Source organism: Propionivibrio sp. (assembly GCF_049316945.1).
In the GTDB taxonomy this organism is placed as follows: Bacteria; Pseudomonadota; Gammaproteobacteria; order Burkholderiales; family Rhodocyclaceae; genus Propionivibrio.
The window spans coordinates 1-21,947 of the sequence record NZ_JBMOJE010000048.1; the positions used below are offsets into that span (position 1 = coordinate 1).

19 protein-coding genes are annotated in these 21,947 nt (G+C 56.7%); 10 read left to right on the top strand and 9 right to left on the bottom strand.

The annotated features are described in order from the left end of the window. The first annotated feature begins 460 nt into the window (after positions 1-460). The 3 genes from ACOYNV_RS12365 (at position 461) to ACOYNV_RS12375 (ending at position 3,875) form a co-directional block, all read left to right on the top strand. Complete coding sequence (locus ACOYNV_RS12365; RefSeq protein ID WP_422900087.1) at positions 461-1,543, top strand: NADH:flavin oxidoreductase/NADH oxidase; 1,083 nt, start codon at positions 461-463, stop codon at positions 1,541-1,543. Between the two features lie 282 nt (positions 1,544-1,825). Then, complete coding sequence (locus tag ACOYNV_RS12370; RefSeq protein WP_422900088.1) at positions 1,826-2,668, top strand: AAA family ATPase; 843 nt, start codon at positions 1,826-1,828, stop codon at positions 2,666-2,668. A 37-nt stretch (positions 2,669-2,705) separates the two neighbouring features. Then, positions 2,706-3,875 (top strand): vWA domain-containing protein, encoded by a 1,170-nt coding sequence (locus ACOYNV_RS12375; protein WP_422900089.1) that lies wholly within the window; start codon positions 2,706-2,708, stop codon positions 3,873-3,875. A gap of 259 nt (positions 3,876-4,134) precedes the next feature. Here ACOYNV_RS12375 and ACOYNV_RS12380 read toward each other — a convergent pair whose 3' ends face one another. Then, positions 4,135-4,305 carry a hypothetical protein gene (locus ACOYNV_RS12380; protein WP_422900090.1) on the bottom strand — a complete coding sequence of 57 codons (171 nt, stop codon included), beginning with the start codon at positions 4,303-4,305 and terminating at the stop codon, positions 4,135-4,137. A gap of 247 nt (positions 4,306-4,552) precedes the next feature. Between ACOYNV_RS12380 and ACOYNV_RS12385 the strand changes: the two genes are divergently transcribed. Continuing rightward, entirely contained in the window at positions 4,553-5,659 is a 1,107-nt protein-coding gene (locus ACOYNV_RS12385; RefSeq protein ID WP_422900091.1) for a PQQ-dependent sugar dehydrogenase, read from the top strand. An 867-nt stretch (positions 5,660-6,526) separates the two neighbouring features. On the opposite strand, the gene ACOYNV_RS12390 is transcribed toward ACOYNV_RS12385, so the two are convergent. Together ACOYNV_RS12390 and ACOYNV_RS12395 are read right to left on the bottom strand one after the other, a co-directional pair. Beyond that, positions 6,527-6,898 (bottom strand): hypothetical protein, encoded by a 372-nt coding sequence (locus ACOYNV_RS12390; RefSeq protein WP_422900092.1) that lies wholly within the window; start codon positions 6,896-6,898, stop codon positions 6,527-6,529. Positions 6,899-6,931: 33 nt separating this feature from the next. Continuing rightward, positions 6,932-7,228 (bottom strand): DUF3429 domain-containing protein, encoded by a 297-nt coding sequence (locus ACOYNV_RS12395; RefSeq protein ID WP_422900093.1) that lies wholly within the window; start codon positions 7,226-7,228, stop codon positions 6,932-6,934. 159 nt (positions 7,229-7,387) lie between these two features. Between ACOYNV_RS12395 and ACOYNV_RS12400 the strand changes: the two genes are divergently transcribed. Next, positions 7,388-7,969, top strand: a complete 582-nt coding sequence (locus ACOYNV_RS12400; RefSeq protein WP_422900094.1) for a lipocalin family protein — start codon at positions 7,388-7,390, stop codon at positions 7,967-7,969. Between the two features lie 280 nt (positions 7,970-8,249). Continuing rightward, positions 8,250-10,109, top strand: a complete 1,860-nt coding sequence (locus ACOYNV_RS12405) for a bifunctional metallophosphatase/5'-nucleotidase (RefSeq protein WP_422900095.1) — start codon at positions 8,250-8,252, stop codon at positions 10,107-10,109. Positions 10,110-10,133: 24 nt separating this feature from the next. Here ACOYNV_RS12405 and ACOYNV_RS12410 read toward each other — a convergent pair whose 3' ends face one another. After that, positions 10,134-11,126, bottom strand: a complete 993-nt coding sequence (locus ACOYNV_RS12410; RefSeq protein WP_422900096.1) for a surface-adhesin E family protein — start codon at positions 11,124-11,126, stop codon at positions 10,134-10,136. 506 nt (positions 11,127-11,632) lie between these two features. On the opposite strand from ACOYNV_RS12410, the gene ACOYNV_RS12415 reads away from it, so the two are divergent. The 4 genes from ACOYNV_RS12415 to ACOYNV_RS12430 all read left to right on the top strand — a co-directional run bounded on the left by ACOYNV_RS12415 (position 11,633) and on the right by ACOYNV_RS12430 (position 17,758). Next, positions 11,633-13,555, top strand: coding sequence for a PrkA family serine protein kinase (locus tag ACOYNV_RS12415; RefSeq protein ID WP_422900097.1), 1,923 nt, complete (start codon positions 11,633-11,635; stop codon positions 13,553-13,555). Positions 13,556-13,706: 151 nt separating this feature from the next. Next, complete coding sequence (locus tag ACOYNV_RS12420) at positions 13,707-14,975, top strand: YeaH/YhbH family protein (RefSeq protein ID WP_422900098.1); 1,269 nt, start codon at positions 13,707-13,709, stop codon at positions 14,973-14,975. A gap of 146 nt (positions 14,976-15,121) precedes the next feature. Then, on the top strand, positions 15,122-16,645 hold the full coding sequence (locus tag ACOYNV_RS12425; RefSeq protein WP_422900099.1) for a SpoVR family protein: 1,524 nt from the start codon (positions 15,122-15,124) through the stop codon (positions 16,643-16,645). Between the two features lie 513 nt (positions 16,646-17,158). Beyond that, positions 17,159-17,758, top strand: coding sequence for a tetratricopeptide repeat protein (locus ACOYNV_RS12430; protein WP_422900100.1), 600 nt, complete (start codon positions 17,159-17,161; stop codon positions 17,756-17,758). A gap of 196 nt (positions 17,759-17,954) precedes the next feature. Here the strand turns inward: ACOYNV_RS12430 and ACOYNV_RS12435 are convergent, their stop codons facing one another. The 5 genes from ACOYNV_RS12435 to ACOYNV_RS12455 all read right to left on the bottom strand — a co-directional run bounded on the left by ACOYNV_RS12435 (position 17,955) and on the right by ACOYNV_RS12455 (position 21,571). After that, positions 17,955-18,344 (bottom strand): DUF3135 domain-containing protein, encoded by a 390-nt coding sequence (locus tag ACOYNV_RS12435; protein ID WP_422900101.1) that lies wholly within the window; start codon positions 18,342-18,344, stop codon positions 17,955-17,957. Positions 18,345-18,411: 67 nt separating this feature from the next. Next, complete coding sequence (locus ACOYNV_RS12440; protein ID WP_422900102.1) at positions 18,412-19,071, bottom strand: response regulator; 660 nt, start codon at positions 19,069-19,071, stop codon at positions 18,412-18,414. Further along, complete coding sequence (locus tag ACOYNV_RS12445; protein WP_422900103.1) at positions 19,068-20,321, bottom strand: PAS domain-containing protein; 1,254 nt, start codon at positions 20,319-20,321, stop codon at positions 19,068-19,070. The genes ACOYNV_RS12440 and ACOYNV_RS12445 overlap by 4 nt, the downstream gene beginning before the upstream one ends. 282 nt (positions 20,322-20,603) lie before the next feature. Then, positions 20,604-21,107 (bottom strand): Hsp20/alpha crystallin family protein, encoded by a 504-nt coding sequence (locus ACOYNV_RS12450; protein ID WP_422900104.1) that lies wholly within the window; start codon positions 21,105-21,107, stop codon positions 20,604-20,606. A gap of 2 nt (positions 21,108-21,109) precedes the next feature. Then, a complete protein-coding gene (locus ACOYNV_RS12455; RefSeq protein ID WP_422900105.1) occupies positions 21,110-21,571 on the bottom strand; it encodes a hypothetical protein in 462 nt (153 codons plus the stop codon). Positions 21,572-21,947 lie beyond the last annotated feature (376 nt).

Below are 21,947 nucleotides of genomic sequence, written 5' to 3' on the forward strand. Positions count from 1 at the left end.
GTCCCCCAACAGTCGCTACCGCAAAATTCAAGCAAGTTTGCAGGAGGGACACGATCAACCTGCGGCACTTCTGCCAACCGTAATCTCGTAGCTCATCTGAACCGACGTTTGGCGTGTACGCGTCAGGATTTCGCACGCCCACGCATATTACAAAAGCATACGCTTGCCGCGCAAATCGACAAATACCACTTTGTAGCGAAACCCGCGCACCTCTTTGCTTTGCGCAATGCTATATCCGTAAATTCATGAATCGAAACCCGCCCCCCGTTGTCATTCATGTTGATGACCATCCTGGCGATGATCAACCCGCTTATCGATTCAGTCTCGGATTTATCGCTTCAGGCTCACTTCTCGATGGAAATACAGGTCTCGTTCAGGCTCATACCTCATGGACAAGGCTTGGCTTTTTCATTTCAAAGGCCAGGCGTTAAACTTCTACACCTTTCTCAGGAACCGAACCATGGCCCAACTATTCGACACACTCAAACTGCGGGACATCGTCCTCTCCAATCGTATCGGCATCCCGCCCATGTGCCAATACTCGGCGCACGACGGCATGGCGGCTGACTGGCATTTCGTGCATTACGGCAGTCGTGCGGTCGGCGGCGCAGCGCTGATGATATTCGAGGCCACCGCTGTCAGCCCGGAGGGACGGATCAGCCCGGGCGATCTCGGCCTCTGGGACGACAAACAGATCGAGCCGCTGGCGCGCATCGCGCGTTTCTCTCAGGAGCAGGGTTGCGTGGCTGCCATACAGTTGGCGCATGCCGGCCGCAAGGCGAGCGTTGGACTGGGCTGGCAGGCGCAAAGCACACTCAGAGTGAGCGAAGGCGGATGGCAAGTCATCGCCCCGTCGCCCGTGTCGTTCGGTGAAGGCTATGCTGTGCCGCACGAACTGGACGCGACCGGCATCCGCCAGGTGGTCGCCCAGTTTGCCGCCGGTGCGCGCCGGGCGCGCGAAGCCGGTTTCAAGACCGTGGAGATACATGCGGCGCACGGCTACCTGCTGCACCAGTTCCTGTCGCCGCTGTCCAATTGCCGTACCGATGCCTACGGCGGCAGCTTCGAGAACCGTACGCGCCTGGTCCGCGAGGTGGTCGCTGCGGTGCGCGCCGAGTGGCCGGAACGACTGCCTCTGCTGATCCGCCTGTCGGCCACCGACTGGGTCGAAGGCGGCTGGAATGCGGATGAGACGGTTGAGCTGTGCCGTGAACTCAAGGGGCTTGGCGTCGATCTGGCCGATATCTCGACGGCCGGCCTGGTGCCAACAGCGAAAATTCCTGCCGGCCCCGGATTCCAGACCGAGTTCGCCGCACGGGTTCGCCACGAAGCCAGCCTCCCCAGCGCCACCGTTGGCCTGATCACCTCGCCGGCGCAGGCCGATCACATCATCCGCAGCGGCCAGGCCGATATGGTGCTCGTCGGCCGGGAAATTCTGCGTAACCCCTATTGGCCACTGGCTGCAGCCCAGGCTCTGGGACAGACTGCTTCATGGCCGTTACAGTATCTGCGCGCCGCGCCGGCGGGTTCGAACGGGCGCTGAACTCGACAGCTGATAAATTGATCGCTCTGCTCAATCGTGCGCAGCCGTGTTTCGTTCATGTTGATCACCCTTCCGAAAATCAATACATTATCAGCCAGGCAGCACTCGCCTGGCTGACGCAAAGGGCCGCACCGAGCTTCGTTGCCTATTTGCGGTAGGCACAGGACGAAGACTGCGGGTCGACAATCTCTGGCTTTGCCATGCCTCCGGCGTGCTTTGGCCGAGAATTCGCGGCACGACGTTTGCCGTTAAAATCGAGGCTTCTTCATCAAGGTATCTCCCATGCGTTTCTCAGGCTCCGACAATTACGTTGCAACCAATGATCTGACGCTTGCCGTCAATGCCGCCATCACCCTGCAGCGTCCACTGCTGATCAAGGGCGAACCCGGTACCGGCAAGACGATGCTCGCCGAGGAAGTGGCTGCGGCCCTTGGCCTGCCGCTCTTCCAGTGGCACATCAAATCGACGACCAAGGCCCAGCAGGGCCTCTATGAGTACGATGCCGTCTCCCGTTTGCGCGACTCGCAACTCGGCGAGGCCAAGGTCGCCGACATCGGCAACTACATCCTGAAGGGCGTTCTGTGGGAGGCCTTCAACTGCGAAACGCCGTCGGTGGTGCTGATCGACGAAATCGACAAAGCCGATATCGAATTCCCGAATGACCTGTTGCGCGAACTCGACCGCATGGAGTTTTTTGTTTACGAAACCCGGCAACTGGTCAAAGCCCGTCATCGGCCGATTCTGTTCATCACGTCGAATAACGAGAAGGAACTGCCCGACGCTTTCCTGCGCCGCTGTTTTTTCCACTACATCAAGTTCCCGGACAAGGAGACGATGACCAAAATCGTCGACGTGCACTTTCCCGGGCTGAAGAAAACCCTGCTGCGCGAGGCGCTGGAGGTCTTCTTCGAATTGCGTGACATTCCTGGGCTGAAAAAAAAGCCATCCACCTCCGAGCTGCTCGACTGGCTCAAGCTCCTGCTGGCCGAAGATATTCCGCCTGAAGCGCTGCGCACCAGGGATCAGAAGGTTTCCATCCCGCCACTGCACGGCGCGCTGCTCAAGAACGAGCAGGATGTTCATCTTTTCGAGCGCCTGATTTTCATGGCGCGCAACAACCGCTGAAGTCCTTCCGTCCCCTGCCCAGGCTGCGCTCCATATCATGCTGATCGACTTCTTCCTGCATCTCAAGGCCAGCAAACTCCCGGTGTCGACCAAGGAGTTCCTGACCTTGCTCGAAGCCCTGCAAGAGCATGTCATCGAGCACAGCCTCGACGATTTTTATGTCCTGTCGCGTGCCGTGCTGGTCAAGGACGAAACCCTGTTCGACAAGTTCGACCGCGCTTTCGGCGAATACTTCAAGGGCGTCGAAGCCCTGCCCGGCATGGACGCCCTGATTCCCGAGGACTGGCTGCGCCAGGCGGTCAGGAAGCACCTGAGCGATGCCGAGCGCGCCAAGCTGGAAAAACTCGGCTGGGACAAGCTGATGGAAACCCTGAAGCAGCGACTGGCCGAGCAGAAGGAGCGCCATTCCGGCGGCAGCAAGTGGATCGGCACCGGCGGCACTTCGCCCTTCGGCCACGGCGGCACGCACCCGGAAGGCATCCGCTTCGGTGGCAAGAGCGAGCATCGCTCGGCGATCAAAGTCTGGGAAAAACGCGAGTTCCGCAATCTCGACGATCAGATTGAACTGGGCACGCGCAACATCAAGCTGGCCCTGCGCCGCTTGCGCCATTTCGCCCGCCAGGGTGCCGCCGAAGAACTCGACCTCGACGGCACCATCGCCGGCACCGCACGCAACGCCGGCTGGCTCGACCTGCACATGCGTCCCGAACGCCACAACGCCGTCAAGGTGCTGCTTTTCCTCGATATCGGCGGCTCGATGGACGACCACGTCCGCGTCTGCGAAGAACTCTTCTCGGCCTGCCGCAGCGAGTTCAAGCACCTCGAACATTACTACTTCCACAACTGCGTCTATGACCATGTATGGAAGGACAACAGCCGCCGCTTCAACGAGCGCATCCCGACGCTCGACGTGCTACACAAGTACGGCAACGACTACAAACTGATCCTGGTCGGCGACGCGGCGATGAGCCCCTACGAAATCCTCCACCCCGGCGGCAGCGTCGAATACAACAACCGCGAACCCGGCGCCACCTGGCTGCGCCGCCTGACCGACGCGTGGCCGCACGCCATCTGGCTCAACCCCGAAGCGGAACATTCCTGGACCTACCGCCAGTCGATCTCGATGATCCACACCCTACTCGGCGGGCGCATGTTTCCGATGACCCTCGACGGGCTGGAACGTGGCATGCGCCTGCTCAGCAAATAGTCGGCCCGGCACTGATGATTAAGTGCTGGCGCTCGACTCGCCGAATGGGTCAGAAACGATTTCCTGACGGCACCTTTAAAATGGATTCATTAAACCAGCAACTCGCCCTGTCTTGGAGGGTATTACCCTTGAAGCGATTGTCACCCAGTTATCCGAGAGTAACCCGATGAAAGGATCCAGCAATGTACTCCGTAGTTTGCAAACAGACTGGGCAAGTGCTCGCGAAAAACCTGACGCTTGACGGCGTTGATACCTCGCCCTACTTGTCGGGGCGCTCATCGAACGCGAATTGCGTCTGGCCATGAAGCGCGAACGGATCGACGAACTTCCCGTGTATCCGGAGCAGCGCCAGTGCGCTCGTCCTACCGCCGAGCAGATCTTGCGCCTCTTCAGCCATGCCGAGCGTCATCGGCTTCTCCTCGATGGCCATACATTCCAGTTCTTCGAGGCACGTCTCACTGAACTACAAGGCCAAGTTCTCGATCTCATCGGCGTTTCAAAGCATGCCTTTCAACCAAAATTTTAGGCCGATAATTCACGCGTTATTGTCTCGCCGACATGCGGAATGTAAGACATTTCTGATCGAAACTGGGAATCGATTCCAGAGGTTGTTGGTGTTGCTCATTTTCATGCAGTAGCACTATATTCAATCGTCTTTAACCCTGCGAGGAACCAACATGCGCCGACATAAAATCATTGGATTTGCCTTCGCCCTGATCTCGATGACTGTGATGGCCGCCGAGTTGCCCCTCGAGCGTATCAAGTTGCCGCCGGGCTTCGCCATCGAGCTCTGGGCGCGCGTCGACAATGCCCGCCAGATGACGCTCGGGCATCACGATCGCAAGGGTGGCACGCTTTTCGTTGGTTCGATGCAGGCGGGAAAAGTTCATGCGGTGAGCTTCGACGCAAGCTTCAAGGCCCAGGGAGTGACCCTGGTTGCCAGCGGACTGAAGCTCCCAGTGGGCGTGGCCTACAAGGAGGGCAGTCTTTATGTCTCGACGGTGAGCCGCATCCTGCGCTACGACGACATCGAACAACGCCTGGGACATCCGCCAGCCGCCGTGGTTGTCACTGACAAACTGCCGGCCGAGACACACCATGGCTGGAAATTCATCGCTTTTGGCCCGGACGGCAAACTTTACATTCCGGTAGGTGCGCCCTGCAACATCTGCGAACCCGATCCGCAACGTTATGCCAACATTATGCGCATGAATCCTGATGGCAGCGCCATGGAAATCTATGCCCGCGGTGTGCGCAACAGCGTCGGTTTCGACTGGCATCCGCAGACCAAGGCGCTGTGGTTTACTGACAATGGTCGAGACATGCTGGGGGATGACTTCCCGCCCGACGAACTAAACCATGCGCCTCGTGCCGGATTGGATTTTGGCTATCCCTATTGCCACGGTGGAGGCCTGCCCGATCCGGATTTTGGTGCCAAACACACCTGCGAAGAGTTTGCCGCGCCCGCGCAGAAGCTGGGGCCGCATGTCGCCGCGCTGGGCATGCGCTTTTACACCGGAACCCTGTTTCCGCCCGAGTACCGAAACCAGATATTCATCGCCGAGCATGGATCGTGGAACCGATCAAAGAAGATCGGTTACCGGATTACGCTGGTGCGCTTGCAGGGTAGCAAGGCGGTGGCTTACGAAACTTTCGCCAGTGGCTGGCTCCAGGGCGAAACGGCCTGGGGACGACCCGCCGACGTGCTGGTGCTACCCGATGGTTCGCTGCTGGTGGCCGACGACCTCGCGGGCGCCATCTATCGCATTGTCTATCGCGGATGAGATGACAGGAACGGTTGGGTGACCCCATTCAGGCATCGCTAGGGTTTTCTGAAGCCCGCTAACCTGGATCCCCCGTTCGAAAACAACAGAAAGTCTTTGAATGAACCTTAAAACCGCAGTTGACCGCGACTAATTGACAGCAAAGCCAGGTTTGACGCGTGTTTAGCCCTCACCCCAACCCTCTCCCGCAGGGCGAGGGAGTTTACACCCTTCTCCCCGCGGGAGAAGGGCCGGGGATGAGGGCTTGCGACATTGGCATCACATCCAACTGCGGTTTTAAGGATGAAACATCACAACTAAGTAATAGCGCATAACCGAAGTGGAACGAATCTTGCTGCACGGGGTTAAATCCCCTGGAGAGGCAAGCGATGACGGACAAGATACCTAAACGAAACCTATTGGGCCGGCCGTTGGAGGTAGAAGAGGTAGAGACCTTGGAGCAATTGTCGAAATTCCACCGATATCGGAAAGCTATTCCCATCCATTGTTCCAGACTGCATGTGCGCGAATGGCCGGCATGGGTCGGAAGGATGTGTAGTCATTTTCGATGGGGCGCCGTTCCAACTCAAAACCACGAATTTTCCTGGAAATTTTCGAACGGCCGCAAAGTGATGAGGTGCGGGCGCACATGCAGCCCGGTAGGGTGCGCAAAGTCTTTTCTTTGCGCACGCGGAATCCCCTCGTGCATCGACGTGCTTGATCCGCCTGAAGGTGCGCAACGCTTCGCGTTTCACACCCTACAAAGAGACCACGGTGCTTTTCCCATCGCCGATGATGACCGCCTGACGCCCGCCGTCGAGGGTCATCGGCTTGTTGACCAGCGCCTGCTGGGGACGGGTGAAGTTTTGCTGTCGGGACTCTTCCCGCTCATTCAGCCAGCGGTCTAGACGGACTGTCTGCCTGCTTATTACCCTTTGGAGTATCCGAATCTTCAAGCGGATAGGCGTCGGCGACATAGGCCGGGCCTTTCATCACCAGGACGATAAAGGCGCCGATAGCTACCGTGCCAATGATCGTCCAGTGCAGGATGACCAGACTGATTGCATAATATTCGACGGTGGTGATCTGCGTTTCGCTTACGGATTCAATCCCGTACCACAGAAGAAAGCGGGCAATCAACGAGGGCACGCCGAGCAGCAGCATGCCGAACAGCAGTGTCTTGGGCAGGCGACGAAGCACCTCACGTTCCAACCCGGGTGGCGTCTTGGTGTATCCCGGCAATTTGGTAAAGAAGTTCATTATTCCCTCCTCGACACGATGGATCATGAATTGTCACACACACTGGGCAACACCGCCTGCTGTCAGACAAAGGCAGGCGACGCTGCTCAAGCGCAAACGCAATGGCAAATACCAGGCCGGCAAACTGGCGGTGCTGACCAGGCGGCGAACCTGCCAATAGTGGGCAAGTAAACCGCTAACCAGCAAGAGGCTCGTCAGCGTCGGCGGAAGCAGAAACGCCAGCCAGGCAAGGAGCGCTGGAACGACACTCCAGATAAAACTTGACGTGCGTCGAACGGCTTGATGTTTGTCACCGATTTTGTCGTTTAGTTCGCCCAGAGGTTCACCCAAACGGGCATGACTTTGTTACGAGTCCTCCGGCGGCGCCAGTGACGAGTGCGATTTTATCCATGCTATCTACCAGCCAAGTATGTCGTGGACAAAATATTCATTATTTTCCGATTTAGACTTAATATTACGAATATTTTCAATTATTGTCCAGGACAAACAATGTATTCATCTAAAGATTTACGCATGCCTTCCTTTGGCTGGCGCTTCATTCAGCTGGCCGCCTTGTTCCTGGCTTCCCTGCTGGGACTCAGCGCCTGTTCCACCACACCGCCTGACGGCATGACTGCCGTCACACCCTTCGATATCAATCGTTATGCGGGCAAGTGGTACGAAATAGCACGCCTCGACCACTCCTTCGAACGTGGCCTGAGCGACGTGAGCGCCACCTACCGCCAGCAGGCCGATGGCAGCGTTGAAGTGACCAACCGGGGCTACGACAGCAAAAAAGGCGACTGGCGCCAGGCGGTAGGTCGCGCCTTGTTCACCGGGGAATCCGACCGTGCTTCACTGAAGGTTTCGTTCTTCGGGCCCTTCTATGGCGGCTACCATGTGGTGGCGCTCGACCAGCAAAACTATCGCTGGGCAATGGTCGTCGGCCCCGACCGCGACTACCTTTGGATTCTGGCCAGGGACAAGCATCTACCAGCGGATATCCGCGAGCAACTGCTTAACCAGGCCAAGGTATTGGGGATCGATGTGCACAAGTTGATCTGGGTTGAGCAGACGCGCAATGAGGGTTAGTGGAACGCCATTGGCCTGCAGGCCGCATGAATAGGCAATCTACAGGCTATAGGCCTGAAGAGTGGCGAATTCATTGACTTTCATGGATGAATGCTCACAGAACGCCAATTGGCGAGGCTTTCAGAGCAATAGGTAAAAGAGGAGGCTCTCAAGAAACATTGCCCCCTTTTTTAACTTGACCCTGGAAAAGGCAGTTGACCACGGCGACACGGCGAATAAGGAATACGGGATAATGCGCAATTGTCCGCTGCTACGGACCATCGCGTGTGAAGGAGAAGGCATGTTGAGGTTTAACCAATCACTGCTTGCTGTCCTGGTCGTTGCGGCGAACTTCCTGCTGGCTTCCTGTTCCACGCTGGAAACGACGCCGGCCCCGGTGACGGTCTCCCTGATCAGCTTTAACGATTTCCACGGAAACCTGCTTCCGTCGGGCAGTTCAGCCATGGTCAAAGATCCTGGAACAGGGAAGGCGACCAAAGTCCCGGCCGGAGGTATCGCGTATCTATCGACGCTGATCACGAATCTCAAGGCCACAAATCCCGAAAATACGCTGGTTGTTGCAGCGGGCGATCTGGTCGGCGCTTCGCCGCAGGTGTCGGGCATGTTTCATGATGAGCCGACCATCGACGCGATAAGCCAGCTCGGGCTGGAATTGTCAACGGTGGGCAATCACGAATTTGACAAGGGCCGGGATGAATTGTTGCGCCTGCAGCATGGTGGATGCTTTCCCGCAACAGCCGACCGCACACGCGGCATCGTCGGTATTGATACCTGCATGAACAACAGCAGGTTTGACGGTGCGAAATTCCGCTACCTGGCGGCGAACGTCTTCGACCAGAGAACCGGCAATACTCTGTTTCCGCCCTCTGCGCTGCGCGCGATTGGTGGCGTGAAGATCGGCTTCATCGGTGTGACGCTGAAAGATACGCCGTCAGTCGTGACTCCAGAGGGGGTCAAAGGATTGCGCTTTGCCGACGAAATCAGCACCATCAACAGCCTCGTTCCGGCGCTGCAAGGGCAGGGCGCAGCATTCATCGTCGTCCTGCTGCATCAGGGCGCCGCGACAACGGCAAGTACGATCAACGATCAGTCCTGCCCCGGATTCAGTGGCGATGCGCTGCGCATTGCCGACAGTCTGGATGCGGCTGTCGAGGTGGTCATCACCGGACACACGCACGAGGAATTCGTCTGCACACGTCCGGACGGCAAGCTTCTGACGCAGGCCGGTCACTATGGCCGCATGGTGACAAAGATCGATCTGACGGTTGATCCGGCTACCGGCAAGGTGCTGAAGAAGGACGCCGTTAATCATGTTGTCATTAACGACAGCGTGCTGAAGGATTCGAACAAGCAGCCGATTCCGCTGCCGGAGGGTTATGCGCCATTGCCGAAGGATGCGGCAATGGATGCCAAGCTGCAACGCTACGCGCAACTGACGGAAAAACGGGCGCAAGTGGTCGTCGCGCAACTTTCTGGCTCGCTTGACCGCACTGCCAGCAAGGCTGGCGAAAGCACGCTGGGTAACGTGATTGCCGATGCCTATCTGTTTGGCACCTCTGATGCGTCCTACGGTGCGAAGGCCGCGCAGATCGCCTTTGTCAATCCGGGGGGCATTCGCAGTGACCTCAACGGTGGCCAGAGTGGTGGCCAAAACGGTGGCCAAAACGGTGGTCAAAACGGTGGTCAAAACGGCACCCTGCAGGTGACTTATGGCCAGTTGTACAGCGTTCATCCGTTCAACAATAATCTGGTGACGATGGACCTGACCGGCGAGCAGATACTTCGCCTGCTTGAACAGCAATGGGAAAGTCCTCAGCCGGCCGGAGGGCGCATTCTGTCCGTATCGTCGGGATTTGCCTACGCCTGGGATGCCAGCCAGCCGGAAGGTGCCGCGCCGGGTACCGGCAAGCGGATTGTGGCTAACTCGATGAGCTTGCACGGCAACCCGCTCAACCTGGGGGATAGCTACCGGGTGACGGTCAACAGCTTCCTCGCTTCAGGCGGCGACAACTTCACCGTGCTGGTGAAGGGAAAACATATACAGGACGGAGACATTGACCTGGAGGTGCTGACTGCTTATGCCAAGTCAAGGAAGACGGTGACGCTGCCGACTTTGGATCGTATCAAGCGGCTGAATTAAGAACTGATTGATCCCCTCCTGATTTTATCGACAGAGGAAACCGTATAGCTTCTTATCCTGAAGGCTGTCCCTGAGCGGCTTCCATTTCATTTCATCGGTCTGCCACTTGCGCTCGGCAAGACGCTCTCCTTCACCAAAGGGCATGGCGTAGTAGAAGCGCTGGTCGTAGGCCCAGGTCGAATTCGCACAATTCATCACGACTCGAAAAACCTGGGATTTGACCTGGCCGGCCAGTGGTTCTCCGGCGGCAATGTCGGAGTTAAGTACGGTATACGCAGTTCGATAGCCATTTCCCGCACCTTTGATGCTTTGCCCGAACAAATAGAAAGCCCCTTCCAGACGTTCCAGGTTGCCTGGTGCGTTTTTAGCGGGAGCCGGCGCCCGGGGGGCAGGAGGAGCAGGAGCCGATTGGGGTAGCGCAGGAGGAGAAACGGATGGGCTTGGTGCCGGTTCAGGTTCAGGAGCGCGTGCAGGTGCAGGGACAATGCCCGAGGCAGTTTCAAGCGTGGGCGAAGGCCCGTTGGCTTCCAGCTTGCTGTAGAAGTAATAAGCAAGAACACCGATAAGGGCCAGGCTTCCGATACCTCCAGCAACCCAAAGGGTACGCTTCAGGGCTGACGGAGGCTGAGCGGCAGTGGCAGATTTGTCGGCAGGCGAGAGTGGCGGCGTAGCCGGTGGAGTGGCTGGAGTGGCTGGAGTGGGCGTGGAAACCGCCAATGCAGGCGGCGGTGGCGGATTAGGCGCCTCGATTTTAGCCGCCGCAACTGAAGCAATCTCCGGCTTGTCTGCCGGCAAAGGCGGGGGTAAATCTGCCCACGCAGAAGCTTGCGCCGGCAATGGCGGTGGTGACGCGCCAGGCAGCGCGGGTTTTGGGGTGTCGATTTCAGGCAGTGGTGGAGGAACCAGGCCAGGGCCATTATGTTCAGCAGGAAAAGGTGGCAGAGGCGGCAGAGGTGGCGGCGTAATTGATTCTGGTTTTGCTGTCGGTAAAGGTGGCGGCGTTTGGCTATCTGACACGTTAATCCCCTGAGTGTTGTTTCAAGTTCCGGTGGCACAAAAGAACTGACATCACTTCAATCTTCCCGTTGCCTCTGCTGGGCAAGGGGGCCACCGAGAGTATCTCCGAGCAAGGCAAGCCTGGTCAATCTTCCATGGATAAAAGCTGCTGAAAAACTGTCAGCAATTCAACTTGTATCTCCCTGTCTGGCAAGCTAATTTTAACGATATGCCCAACAATTAGTACCCGGCTCTGATTATTGGAAAACCTTTTCGCGAGTTGCTGCTCTAACAGGCATGACTTTGCAAGGCGCCCCAAATTATGAAAGTCCTGCCCGTTTCCCTCACTTGCAGTGCGCATTCCGGCTTACCAGCCGGAATCGCTCGATGGGCGCGGAGCATGCTCCGCGAATTCCCCATCTCGCCCCCCGACCCCTCTCCCGGAGGGCGAGGGGAGGTTCGAGAGTCGCTAGCGCGACTTTCACGGTAACAGGCATCGCATACGACGAACGCCAAGGAGAAACGCCATGTCGATCTTCGCCCGCTATCAAGGCCGCTACGAGGCGGCTCTTGCGGAGGAAATGTCCGTCCAGGATTATCTGGAATTGTGTAAACGTGATCGTTCGGCTTATGCCAGCGTCGCCGAGCGCATGTTGCTGGCGATAGGCAACCCGGAAACAGTGGATACGCGCAGCGATCACCGCCTGTCGCGGATTTTTGCCAACAAGATGATCCGGCGTTATCCCGCCTTCCGCGACCTGTTCGGCATGGAAGAGGTCATTGAAAACATCGTTTCCTACTTTCGCCACGCGGCGCAGGGGCTGGAAGAAAAGAAGCAGATTCTCTATCTGCTGGGTCCGGTCGGTGGTGGCAAGTCATCCCTGGCCGAGAAGCTCAAGTACCTGATCGAGAAGGTGCCCTTTTATGCGATCAAGGATTCGCCGGTGCACGAATCACCGCTCGGGCTGTTCAACCCCGAGGAAGACGCCACGCTGCTTGAAGACGACTACAACATTCCGCGCCGCTATCTGAATACCATCATGAGTCCGTGGGCGGTCAAGCGGTTGCACGAGTTTGGCGGCGATATCACCAGGTTCCGGGTGGTCAAGCTGTACCCTTCGGTGCTGTCGCAGATCGCCGTCTCGAAAACCGAGCCGGGCGACGAGAACAATCAGGACATTTCCTCGCTGGTCGGCAAGATCGACATCCGCAAGCTCGAAACCTTCTCGCAGAACGACCCGGATGCCTATTCCTACTCCGGTGGCCTGTGCCTGGCCAATCGTGGCGTGCTTGAATTCGTTGAAATGTTCAAGGCGCCGATCAAGGTGCTGCACCCGCTGCTGACCGCAACCCAGGAGAGTAATTACAAGGGGACCGAGGGTTTCGGCGCGATCCCGTTCGACGGCCTGGTCCTGGCTCACTCGAACGAGGCCGAGTGGCTGGCTTTCAAGAACAACCGCAACAACGAGGCCTTTCTTGACCGCATCTACATCGTCAAGGTGCCGTACTCGTTGCGCGTTTCCGACGAGATCCGCATCTACGAGAAGCTGCTGGTCAATTCCTCGCTCGATAAGGCGCCCTGCGCGCCGGACACCTTGCGCATGATGGGCCAGTTTTCCGTGCTGTCTCGCCTGAAGGAGCCGGAGAACTCAAGCCTGTTCTCGAAAATGCGCATCTATGACGGCGAAAACCTGAAGGACACCGACCCCAAGGCCAAGAGCTATCAGGAGTACCGCGATTACGCCGGTGTGGATGAAGGAATGACCGGGTTATCAACCCGCTTCGCCTTCAAGATCCTGTCCAAGGTGTTTAATTTTGACCACCGCGAGATTGCCGCCAACCCCGTGCATCTGATGTACGTGCTTGAACAGCAGATCGAGCAGGAGCAGTTCTCTCCCGAGCTTGAGGAAAAATACCTGCGCTATATCAAGGAGTATCTGTCGCCGCGTTACGCCGAGTTCATCGGCAAGGAAATCCAGACCGCTTACCTTGAAAGCTACTCGGAGTACGGTCAAAACATTTTCGACCGCTACGTTCTTTACGCCGACTTCTGGATTCAGGATCAGGAATTCCGCGATCCGAATACCGGGGAAATGCTTGATCGCAGCGCACTGAACGACGAACTGGAGAAGATCGAGAAGCCGGCCGGCATCTCCAACCCGAAGGATTTTCGCAACGAGGTGGTGAACTTCGTGCTGCGCGCCCGTGCCAAGCACGACGGGCAGAACCCGAGCTGGACGTCCTACGAGAAACTGCGCGCGGTGATCGAGAAGAAAATGTTCTCCAACACCGAAGAACTACTACCGGTCATCTCCTTCAACACCAAGGCCAGCGGCGACGAACAGAAGAAGCATCAGGATTTTCTCAATCGCATGATCGCCAAGGGCTACACCGAGAAACAGGTGCGCCTGCTGTGCGAGTGGTATCTGCGGGTAAGGAAGTCTTCGTGAGAGGGGTGAACGCTTTCAACACGGAGCACACGGAGACACAGAGAACCCGGAGAAAAGCAGGACGACAAGATTATATTCGCGGAGTTTTTCTCCGTGATCTCTGTGCCTCTGTGCACTCTATGTCGAGAGCGGTTTGCCAAGGGAGAACCCAATGACCGCGCGCATCGTCGATCGGCGGTTCGACAGCAAGAACAAAAGCTCGGTCAATCGCAGCCGCTTCATCCGGCGTTTCAAGGGGCAGATCCGCAAGGCGGTATCCGACGCCATTAACCATCGCGGCGTGCGCGATCTTGATAACGGCGAGAAGATCGGCATTTCAGGCAAGGATATCGCCGAGCCGCAGTTCATTCATGGACGGGGCGGAGTGCGGGAGGCCGTCAATCCGGGCAATGATCGTTTCAGTAGTGGCGATCAGGTTGATCGTCCGCTCGGCGGTGCTGATGGTCAGGGAGGTGGCCAGGCGAGCAAGGATGGCGAGGGGCTCGACGACTTCGTGTTCACGCTGACGCGCGAGGAGTTTCTCGACATCTTTTTCGACGAGTTGGCACTGCCTAACCTGGTCAAGCGTCAGTTGGCGCGCATCGAGCAGTATCGCCGCGTGCGCGCCGGTTATACGCAGAGCGGTGTTCCGGCCAATATCAACCTCGGCCGCACCATGCGCGGTGCGGCGGGCCGGCGGATCGCCATAGGCGGCCCCTATGCGGGGGAAATGCGCGCCCTTGAAGAAGAGCTTGAGACCCTGCGCCAGACACTCGCCGACGACGACCCCGAGATCGACCGCGTACGCCGCGAGATTGCCAAGCTGCGCGTGAAAATCGAAGCGCTGCCGTTTATCGACCCCTTTGACTTGCGCTACAACAACCGCATCCGCGAGCCGCAACCGACTACCCAGGCGGTGATGTTTTGCCTGCTCGACGTTTCCGGATCGATGGACGAAGGGCGGAAAAGCATCGCCAAGCGTTTCTTCATGCTGCTCTACCTGTTCCTGAAGCGTAACTACGAGCACATCGAAGTCGTCTTCATCCGTCACCACACAATCGCTTCCGAGGTTGACGAGGACGATTTTTTCACCTCCAGAGAATCCGGCGGTACGGTCGTTTCAAGCGCATTGGTGCTGATGAACGACATCATCCGCACGCGTTATCCGAGCAGCCTGTGGAACATCTACGGCGCGCAGGCTTCCGACGGTGACAATTGGTACGATGACTCGTCACGCTGCCGGGAATTGCTCGAAAATTCCCTGCTGGTACTTTGCCAGTACTTCGCCTACATCGAGATCACCGAAGGCCCGCCGCAGAATCTGTGGGAGGAATATGAAAAGCTGCAGGCCACCCACGGCGACCACTTTGCCATGCAGCGCATCGCCAATGTGACCGACATTTATCCGGTTTTCCGCGAGTTGTTCAAGCGGCGCGCCTGAGAGTCATTACGTTGAAAAATGGCGATGAATAAAATCCGTCATTCCGGGCTTGACCCGGAATCCAGAGGTGCATCACTGGATTCCGGGTCAAGCCCGGAATGACGGGATGTCTGGTAAGTCAAGCTGACTAACTATCAGGAGTCACCATGAGTCAGGCCATTGTTACCCCGCTGCCGATTGGCTCCGAGTGGAGTTTCGAGGCCCTCGCCCAATACGACGAGGCGATTGGTCGCGTTGCCCAGGCCTACGGGCTGGACTGTTATCCGCATCTGCTGGAAGTGATCAGCGCCGAACAGATGATGGACGCCTATGCTTCGATCGGCATGCCGGTCTATTACCAGCACTGGTCCTTCGGCAAGCATTTCCTGGCCACCCAGAACAGTTACAAGCGCGGCCAGATGGGGCTGGCCTACGAGATCGTGATCAACTCCGATCCCTGCATTGCTTACCTGATGGACGAGAACACGCTGCCCATGCAGGCGCTGGTCATCGCCCACGCCGCCTACGGGCACAACTCCTTTTTCAAGGGCAACCACCTGTTCAAGCAGTGGACCAGCGCCGACGCCATCATCGACTACCTGGTATTCGCCCGCAACTACATCGCCGAATGCGAGGAACAGCACGGCACCGATACCGTGGAGCATCTGCTCGACGCCTGCCACGCTCTGCTCAACGTTGGCGTTGACCGCTACAAGCGCTCGCCAAAGCTATCGCTGGAAAAGGAAAAACTTCGCCAGAAGGAGCGCGAGGAGTACCTGCAGGCGCAGGTTAACGACCTGTGGCGTACCCTGCCGAAGCGTCTGGAAACCGAGAAAGCCAGCGAGGAAGTGCGCTTCCCCGAGGAGCCCGAAGAGAACCTGCTCTACTTCGTCGAAAAGAACGCACCGCAACTCGAACCGTGGCAGCGCGAAGTGGTGCGCATCGTGCGCAAGATCGGCCAGTATTTCTATCCGCAGCGTCAGACGCAGGTGATGAACGAAGGCTGGGCCTGTTTCTGGCATTACACGCTGCTCAATACGCTCTACGACCAGGGCGAGCTGTCCGACGGCTTCATGTTCGAGTTCCTGCAGTCGCACACCAACGTCGTCTATCAACCGCCGTACAACAGCCCGTATTACTCGGGGATCAATCCCTACGCCCTCGGCTTTGCCATGTGGCGCGATCTGCGCCGAATCTGCGAGCAGCCGACCGACGAGGATCGCGAGTGGTTCCCGGACATCGCCGGATCAAACTGGCGCGAAACGTTCAATTTCGCCATGCAGAACTTCAAGGACGAAAGCTTCATCGCGCAATATCTTTCGCCGAAACTGATGCGCGATTTCCGCCTGTTTTCGGTACTTGACGACGACCAGCGCAGCAAGCTGCAGATCCAGGCCATCCACGACGATCTCGGCTACAGCACGTTGCGCCGCCAACTCTCCGAGCAATACGATCTGGGCCGCCGCGAACCGAATATCCAGGTGTGGAACGTCGACCTGCACGGCGACCGCTCGCTGACCCTTCGCCACTTCGCTTACCAGCGGCGCACCCTGCATGAATACTCCGACGCGGTCGTCGGACATCTGGCCAACCTGTGGGGCTTCAACGTCCGCCTTGAGAGGCAAAACCCCGACGGCACGGTCGAAGCCGTCTGCGAGAAGAAAACGGAGAAGCGTCGGCGCAGTCGTTGATTTTCGTCATCCAGCGCAGTACGGAATAACCATCATCGATGGAAGCCTCGTATTCAGGCGTTCCATGAGCTACATGGTCAGAGAGCGAATGAATACGCCATCCTTCAGGCATGCAGCTTGAAGATCGCCTATTCACGAGGTCTTCAGGGCTAGTGGTATGGTTTATTCACCACTCCGCGATGGCGGTATTCTGAAAAAAATAATATGAAAAAATTGTTTCCGGAGTCGTTACGCTATATAAAGTGCAACCTTTTTGGAAACAAAGCTTCGTATCAAGCGGGTACGAGCTTGAATTGACTCCAACGTTAAGGTGAAGAGGGTTTGATGTTTTTCCACACCAGAATAAATTGCCCACGCTGCCAAGGCTCCCGATGCCGTGACTCCAGATGGCTTTCGCTGGAGGAAAAGCGGAAGCATCAAGAAAGTTCTCCGTATCGCTGTCTCGATTGCTCTTGTCGATTCCTTGCGCAAAAAAACACTGGATTCGGCAAGGCTCTGGTCGTCTCTTTACCCGTGGCCCTTTGTTTCATCGGACTGGCTGTTGCCCTAACCTTCTGGCTGACAAGAGCGGAATTTCAATCGGGGCTGGACACGCCGACAGCGTCGGCGGCACTTGATCCGGAGGTCAGGAAAGCCGCGGAGGCCGGTGATGCCGGTGCCCAGTTCAGGCTCGGCCTGTCACTCATGCAGGATACGGCCCATAGCGCCGAGGCTTCTGCAGAAGCGCTGCGCTGGTTGCAGTTGGCCGCCGAGAATGGAAACACCGAAGCGATGGTCGTTCTTGGCCGTATGTTCAGGAGCGGAGTGGGTATTTTGCAGAACTTTGGCCAGTCTTCCAAATGGATACAGACGGCGGCGGCAGGCGGAAACCCCGAGGGGATGCTTGAACTGGGGCGTTTGTACCGTGATGGCGTAGGTGCCGAGAAAGACCTGGTGCGGGCTTATGTCTGGTTCAACCGGGCGTCGGCAGCACGCAATATGGATGCCGTTCGCGAACGCGAAGCCATTACTCGCCTGCTGACTCTCGAAGAGTTGAAAGAAGCCCAGGAGCAGTCGTCTGCGCACTATTCAGAAATCGACAAGAAGCCTTCAGAGAAAAGCGTGCGTAAGTGATGGTTGATCCTAGAAAAAGCAGTTCGTCCACGAAAAACACCAAAAGCACGAAAAGAATCAAGGAGATAATGAGCTGAAGATCGCCACCCAAAGGGTGAATAGAGAAAACACATCAAGCTGTTGATTTTGTTCGTGTCTTTCGTGATTTTCGTGGACAGGCTTAGGTTTTTAGTTTGATGCAAGGTCTCGACCGCTTTCAGTTGGCCGGAGGGCGGCCGGGGCTGAACTCGATGATGCGGGCGTTCAGGGGTTGGCGAATTTTCGTTTCAATCGTTGCCTCAGCCAAGTGCGGGGGCATTTTGGGTGGCCGGACAAAGCCCTGCAACGCCTCATTCATCTGAAGAAAACTCTCCCACATCAACGTCTGGATTTTCAGGGATGCGCCCAATGGAGAGCGCGATAGCCGACGGATGCCATCCACGCGAAACTGGAGTCCGCGCAGGCGAGCCTGGATTCGTTCTGGCGCGCGTTTTATATTGTTTTCAATCAACTCGTTGCGCAATGACTCGAACGCTTGAGGATCATCACGGGCGAGTCGAGAGAGAACCTCGTAAGCGGGAAGCCTGATCAACGGATGCTCGTTCATACCTCCTCCTGTTGTGTCGTCCCCCACTGCTCAAGAAGTGCCGATCTTTCCGTCACTCCGGCCGAAATCAGTTGAGGATCGGGTCGACTTCGGTAAGGCCTTTACGGATAGCGTACTTTGTAAGTTCGGCAATGCTGTGCAGATCAAGCTTGCGCATGATGTTGCGCCGATGGACTTCAACCGTGCTGGTGGCGATATGCAGGCGCGCACCAATATCAGGCGATGTAAGGCCCTCTGCCAGTAATTTCAGGACTTCGTTCTCGCGGCGTCCGAGTCGATCACCGTTCACCTTTTCGGAAGGTTTGGTCCCGCGCACGCTTTCCACAACGATCTGCGACACATCAGGACAAAGATAGGTTCGGCCGGCGAAAACTGCACGGATGCCACGCAAAAGCTCCTCACTGCCTGCTGACTTGACAATATAGCCACTGGCACCAGCCCCCAGCATCTGCAGGACTATACGGCGATCGAAAAAAGTCGAAAGGGCCAGTATCTTGATCTCGGGAGACATGGCCTGCATCTCGATAGCGGTCTGGATACCGCCCATCTCGGGCATGCCGATATCCATGACGACGACGTCAGGTTGCGTTTCATTGATGGATTTGAGTGCTTCGACACCGTTGCTCGCTTCGCCGACAAAGGTGATGTCATCCTCGCGTTCAAGGACCGTTTTCAGCGCATCACGGAGAATCTTGTGATCGTCTACCAGCATGACCCGAATGCTCATTCTGCCCCCTGAAGTGTATGTTCCGGATGCTCCGCCGGAAAGACGATGGTGACGGTCGTGCCACAGCCAGGCGCTGTGTCGATATTCATGTCGCCACCGATAAACTCGATACGATCCTTGATGCTGAACAAGCCAAAGCCGAAGTCCCCCGAACGGGGCGGCGTGGCCGCGTCATGGGAAAAACCATTACCTTCATCGGTCACTGAAATCGTGATGTGATCGGCGTCGCGAAAGCAACCGATGTGGGCAACGTTGCACCCGGCATGCTTTGAAACGTTGATCAGGAGTTCCCGAACGGCGCGGAAAATCGTGGTATTGGCCGGTTCGTCCAGTGTTATTTTCTCGCCATCACTTTCGATATGAACGGTCAGGCCATAGACACGCTCCATTTCCTCGGCCAGCCACTCCAGGGCAGGAATCAGGCCAAGTGCCTGCAGCACGGGAGTAACAAGTTGCAGCATCAGCGTGCGCACCGACTGGTTGGACTGGTCTATCAGTTCTTCGATTTCCCTGAGAGCCCCCTTGAGTGCTCCGCGACGCTCACTATCCTTTATCGAGGTCAGTTTTATCTTCAGGATAGCCAGAATTTGCCCAAGCCCATCGTGCAGGTCCTGCGCCAGTACGCGCCGCTCCCGTTCCTCGGTAAGCGCCAGTTCAGCCGTCAGCTTCCTGAGTTGGGTCGTACGTTCTCTAACGCGGGCCTCCAGCGAACTTGCCAACGCATGCTGTGCCGTGACTGCTGTTTCAGCGGCCATTTTTGCCTCGCTGATATCGGTGTAAGTGATGACGACACCGCTGAGGTGATCACTGTCTGTGTGGTAGGGCAGAATGCGCCGCAGATACCATGATTTATTGAACAGAATGAGTTCGCGCTGTTTCGGCGCCAGTGTCTTGAGAACGCTGTCGGTATCCTCAATCAGACCGGCGCCCAGATTATCGGCTGAAAAAATGCGGATATCGCGTCCGATGTCGGCATTCACCATATTGCAAATCCCGCTTGCACCGGGTGTGAACCATTTGATGCGATAGTCGCGCTCAAGGCAGATCGTGGCGATTTCGCTACTTGCGAGCAGATTTCTAAGGTCAGCATGCGACGATTCAAGTTCATCCACCTTCTGTTGGAGCTGGTGATTGACCGTTGTCAGTTCCTCGTTCAGGGAACGCAACTCCTCTTGAGAAGTATTCAACTCCTCATTGGTTGTTTGCAGTTCTTCATTGATCGAAACGACCTGTTCATTGGAGGCCTTCAAGTTCCTGTTGGATGATTCAAGGCGCTCGATCGTATTCTGCAGATCTGCTCTTGTAGAGCGTAGTTCATCTTCCAATTGCAATTGGCGCACGAGGGGGCTTTCACGGTTCTGTCGCATGGGTGGCTATATCAGGAGTGCTTAGGGTCTGGGCGCAATACGCTGGCCAGTGAAAAATGATCTGCAAAGGGCTCCTTTCGTAACAGTCATCGGACCTTTCAGTGCTATAGGCACCAGTTCAATGCCCTCCGGCACCTTGCTGATGCTGAGAATCATCAGGAGACCTCAGGAGACAGGAATCGATCTGGATAGTTCCGGCTCCATCTTTGGCAAACGGACGGTCAGCACCCCGTTCAGGTAAGTCGCCTCCGCTTTTTCCTCAAGCACATTTTTCGGCAAGGGGATGACGCGCTGGAATGAACCGTAGGCTCGTTCCATGATATGAAAATTACTGTCGACGCTTGTCCGCTCGAAGTGTTTCCTGCCACTCAGGAAAAGCCTGTTGCCCTCAATCCTGACCTCGCAATCCTTCTTCTCCATGCCGGGAACTTCGAGCCGGACCACAATTTCCTTGTCTGTTTCCTCGACTTCACCTGCCAGCAGGCTCCAGCGAGGGTAAGGGGCAAGAATGGAGCCGGCCGGGGGGTTCTCGTCCCTGGCGTGGACAAAATGGGTCAGCGCGTTGCTGCTGCGGTTAAAGAGTTCACGCCAGCCATCCGATACCACATCCCACGCGCGGCCGATCTCGTGTCCGATGTTCTTTCCTGTTTCCCTCAAACTGTCCAGCATGTTCATATCCTCCCGTTTTTCCCGGAGACATCTTCGCTTGGCCAATGAAAGTACAAATCACTCAGTCGTCCGGCCTTGACGGCGACCGATTTGTGCAATGACTTTCCCTGATAATCGGCGCTGATTCGATAATTTCCCGCGGGAAGCTTTGCGTAGAAGACCGGCCCCGGCGATTCGACCGCAAGCACTTTATTGCCTCTGGAATCCTCGATGACAACTTTGATATCGGCCAGATATTCACCACTGCCTTGCGTCGCGAAGATCAGGTGCAAATTGTAGTCTTTCGTCATGTTCGCTAAAGGATCGTCATCGCCGATGCCGCCACTCACATAAGGGATGGCGGTCGCGCTCCCCTGCCTGGTGTCGGCAGAAACAGTATTGTCGGCCAACAGGAAGCCGCTTTGGCTGCCCCCGCTACGCTGCGTCAGGACGGGTTGCCCGGGGCTATCCTGATCGGCAGCCATAACCAGGCTGACGGCAAAGAGCCAAGCCACGGCCGATGCGGATATTGCGGATATTCCGAACGGTGATCTGGACATCATCTACTCCGGGAAGTCAGGGGCCCTGACGCATGACGTTGCATTGCTGAAGAATTTGCACATGAACAGTCTAATCAGACAGTCAGGGGGTGGAATACCAGCAAATGGGTATTCGATCTAACTGCTTTCAAGTGTTTTTTGGATTGAATGCTTCAAATACGGGCATTCAGAAGCAATTTGATATTAGATAGAGCATGGATATATCGTATTGCTTGCTGCGAAAACATTCGAAAACCCCCATTTTTCGAGTAGTCGAGGCCTGCAGGAGGCGGGCACAAAATGAGCGATCTTGCCAGTGAAA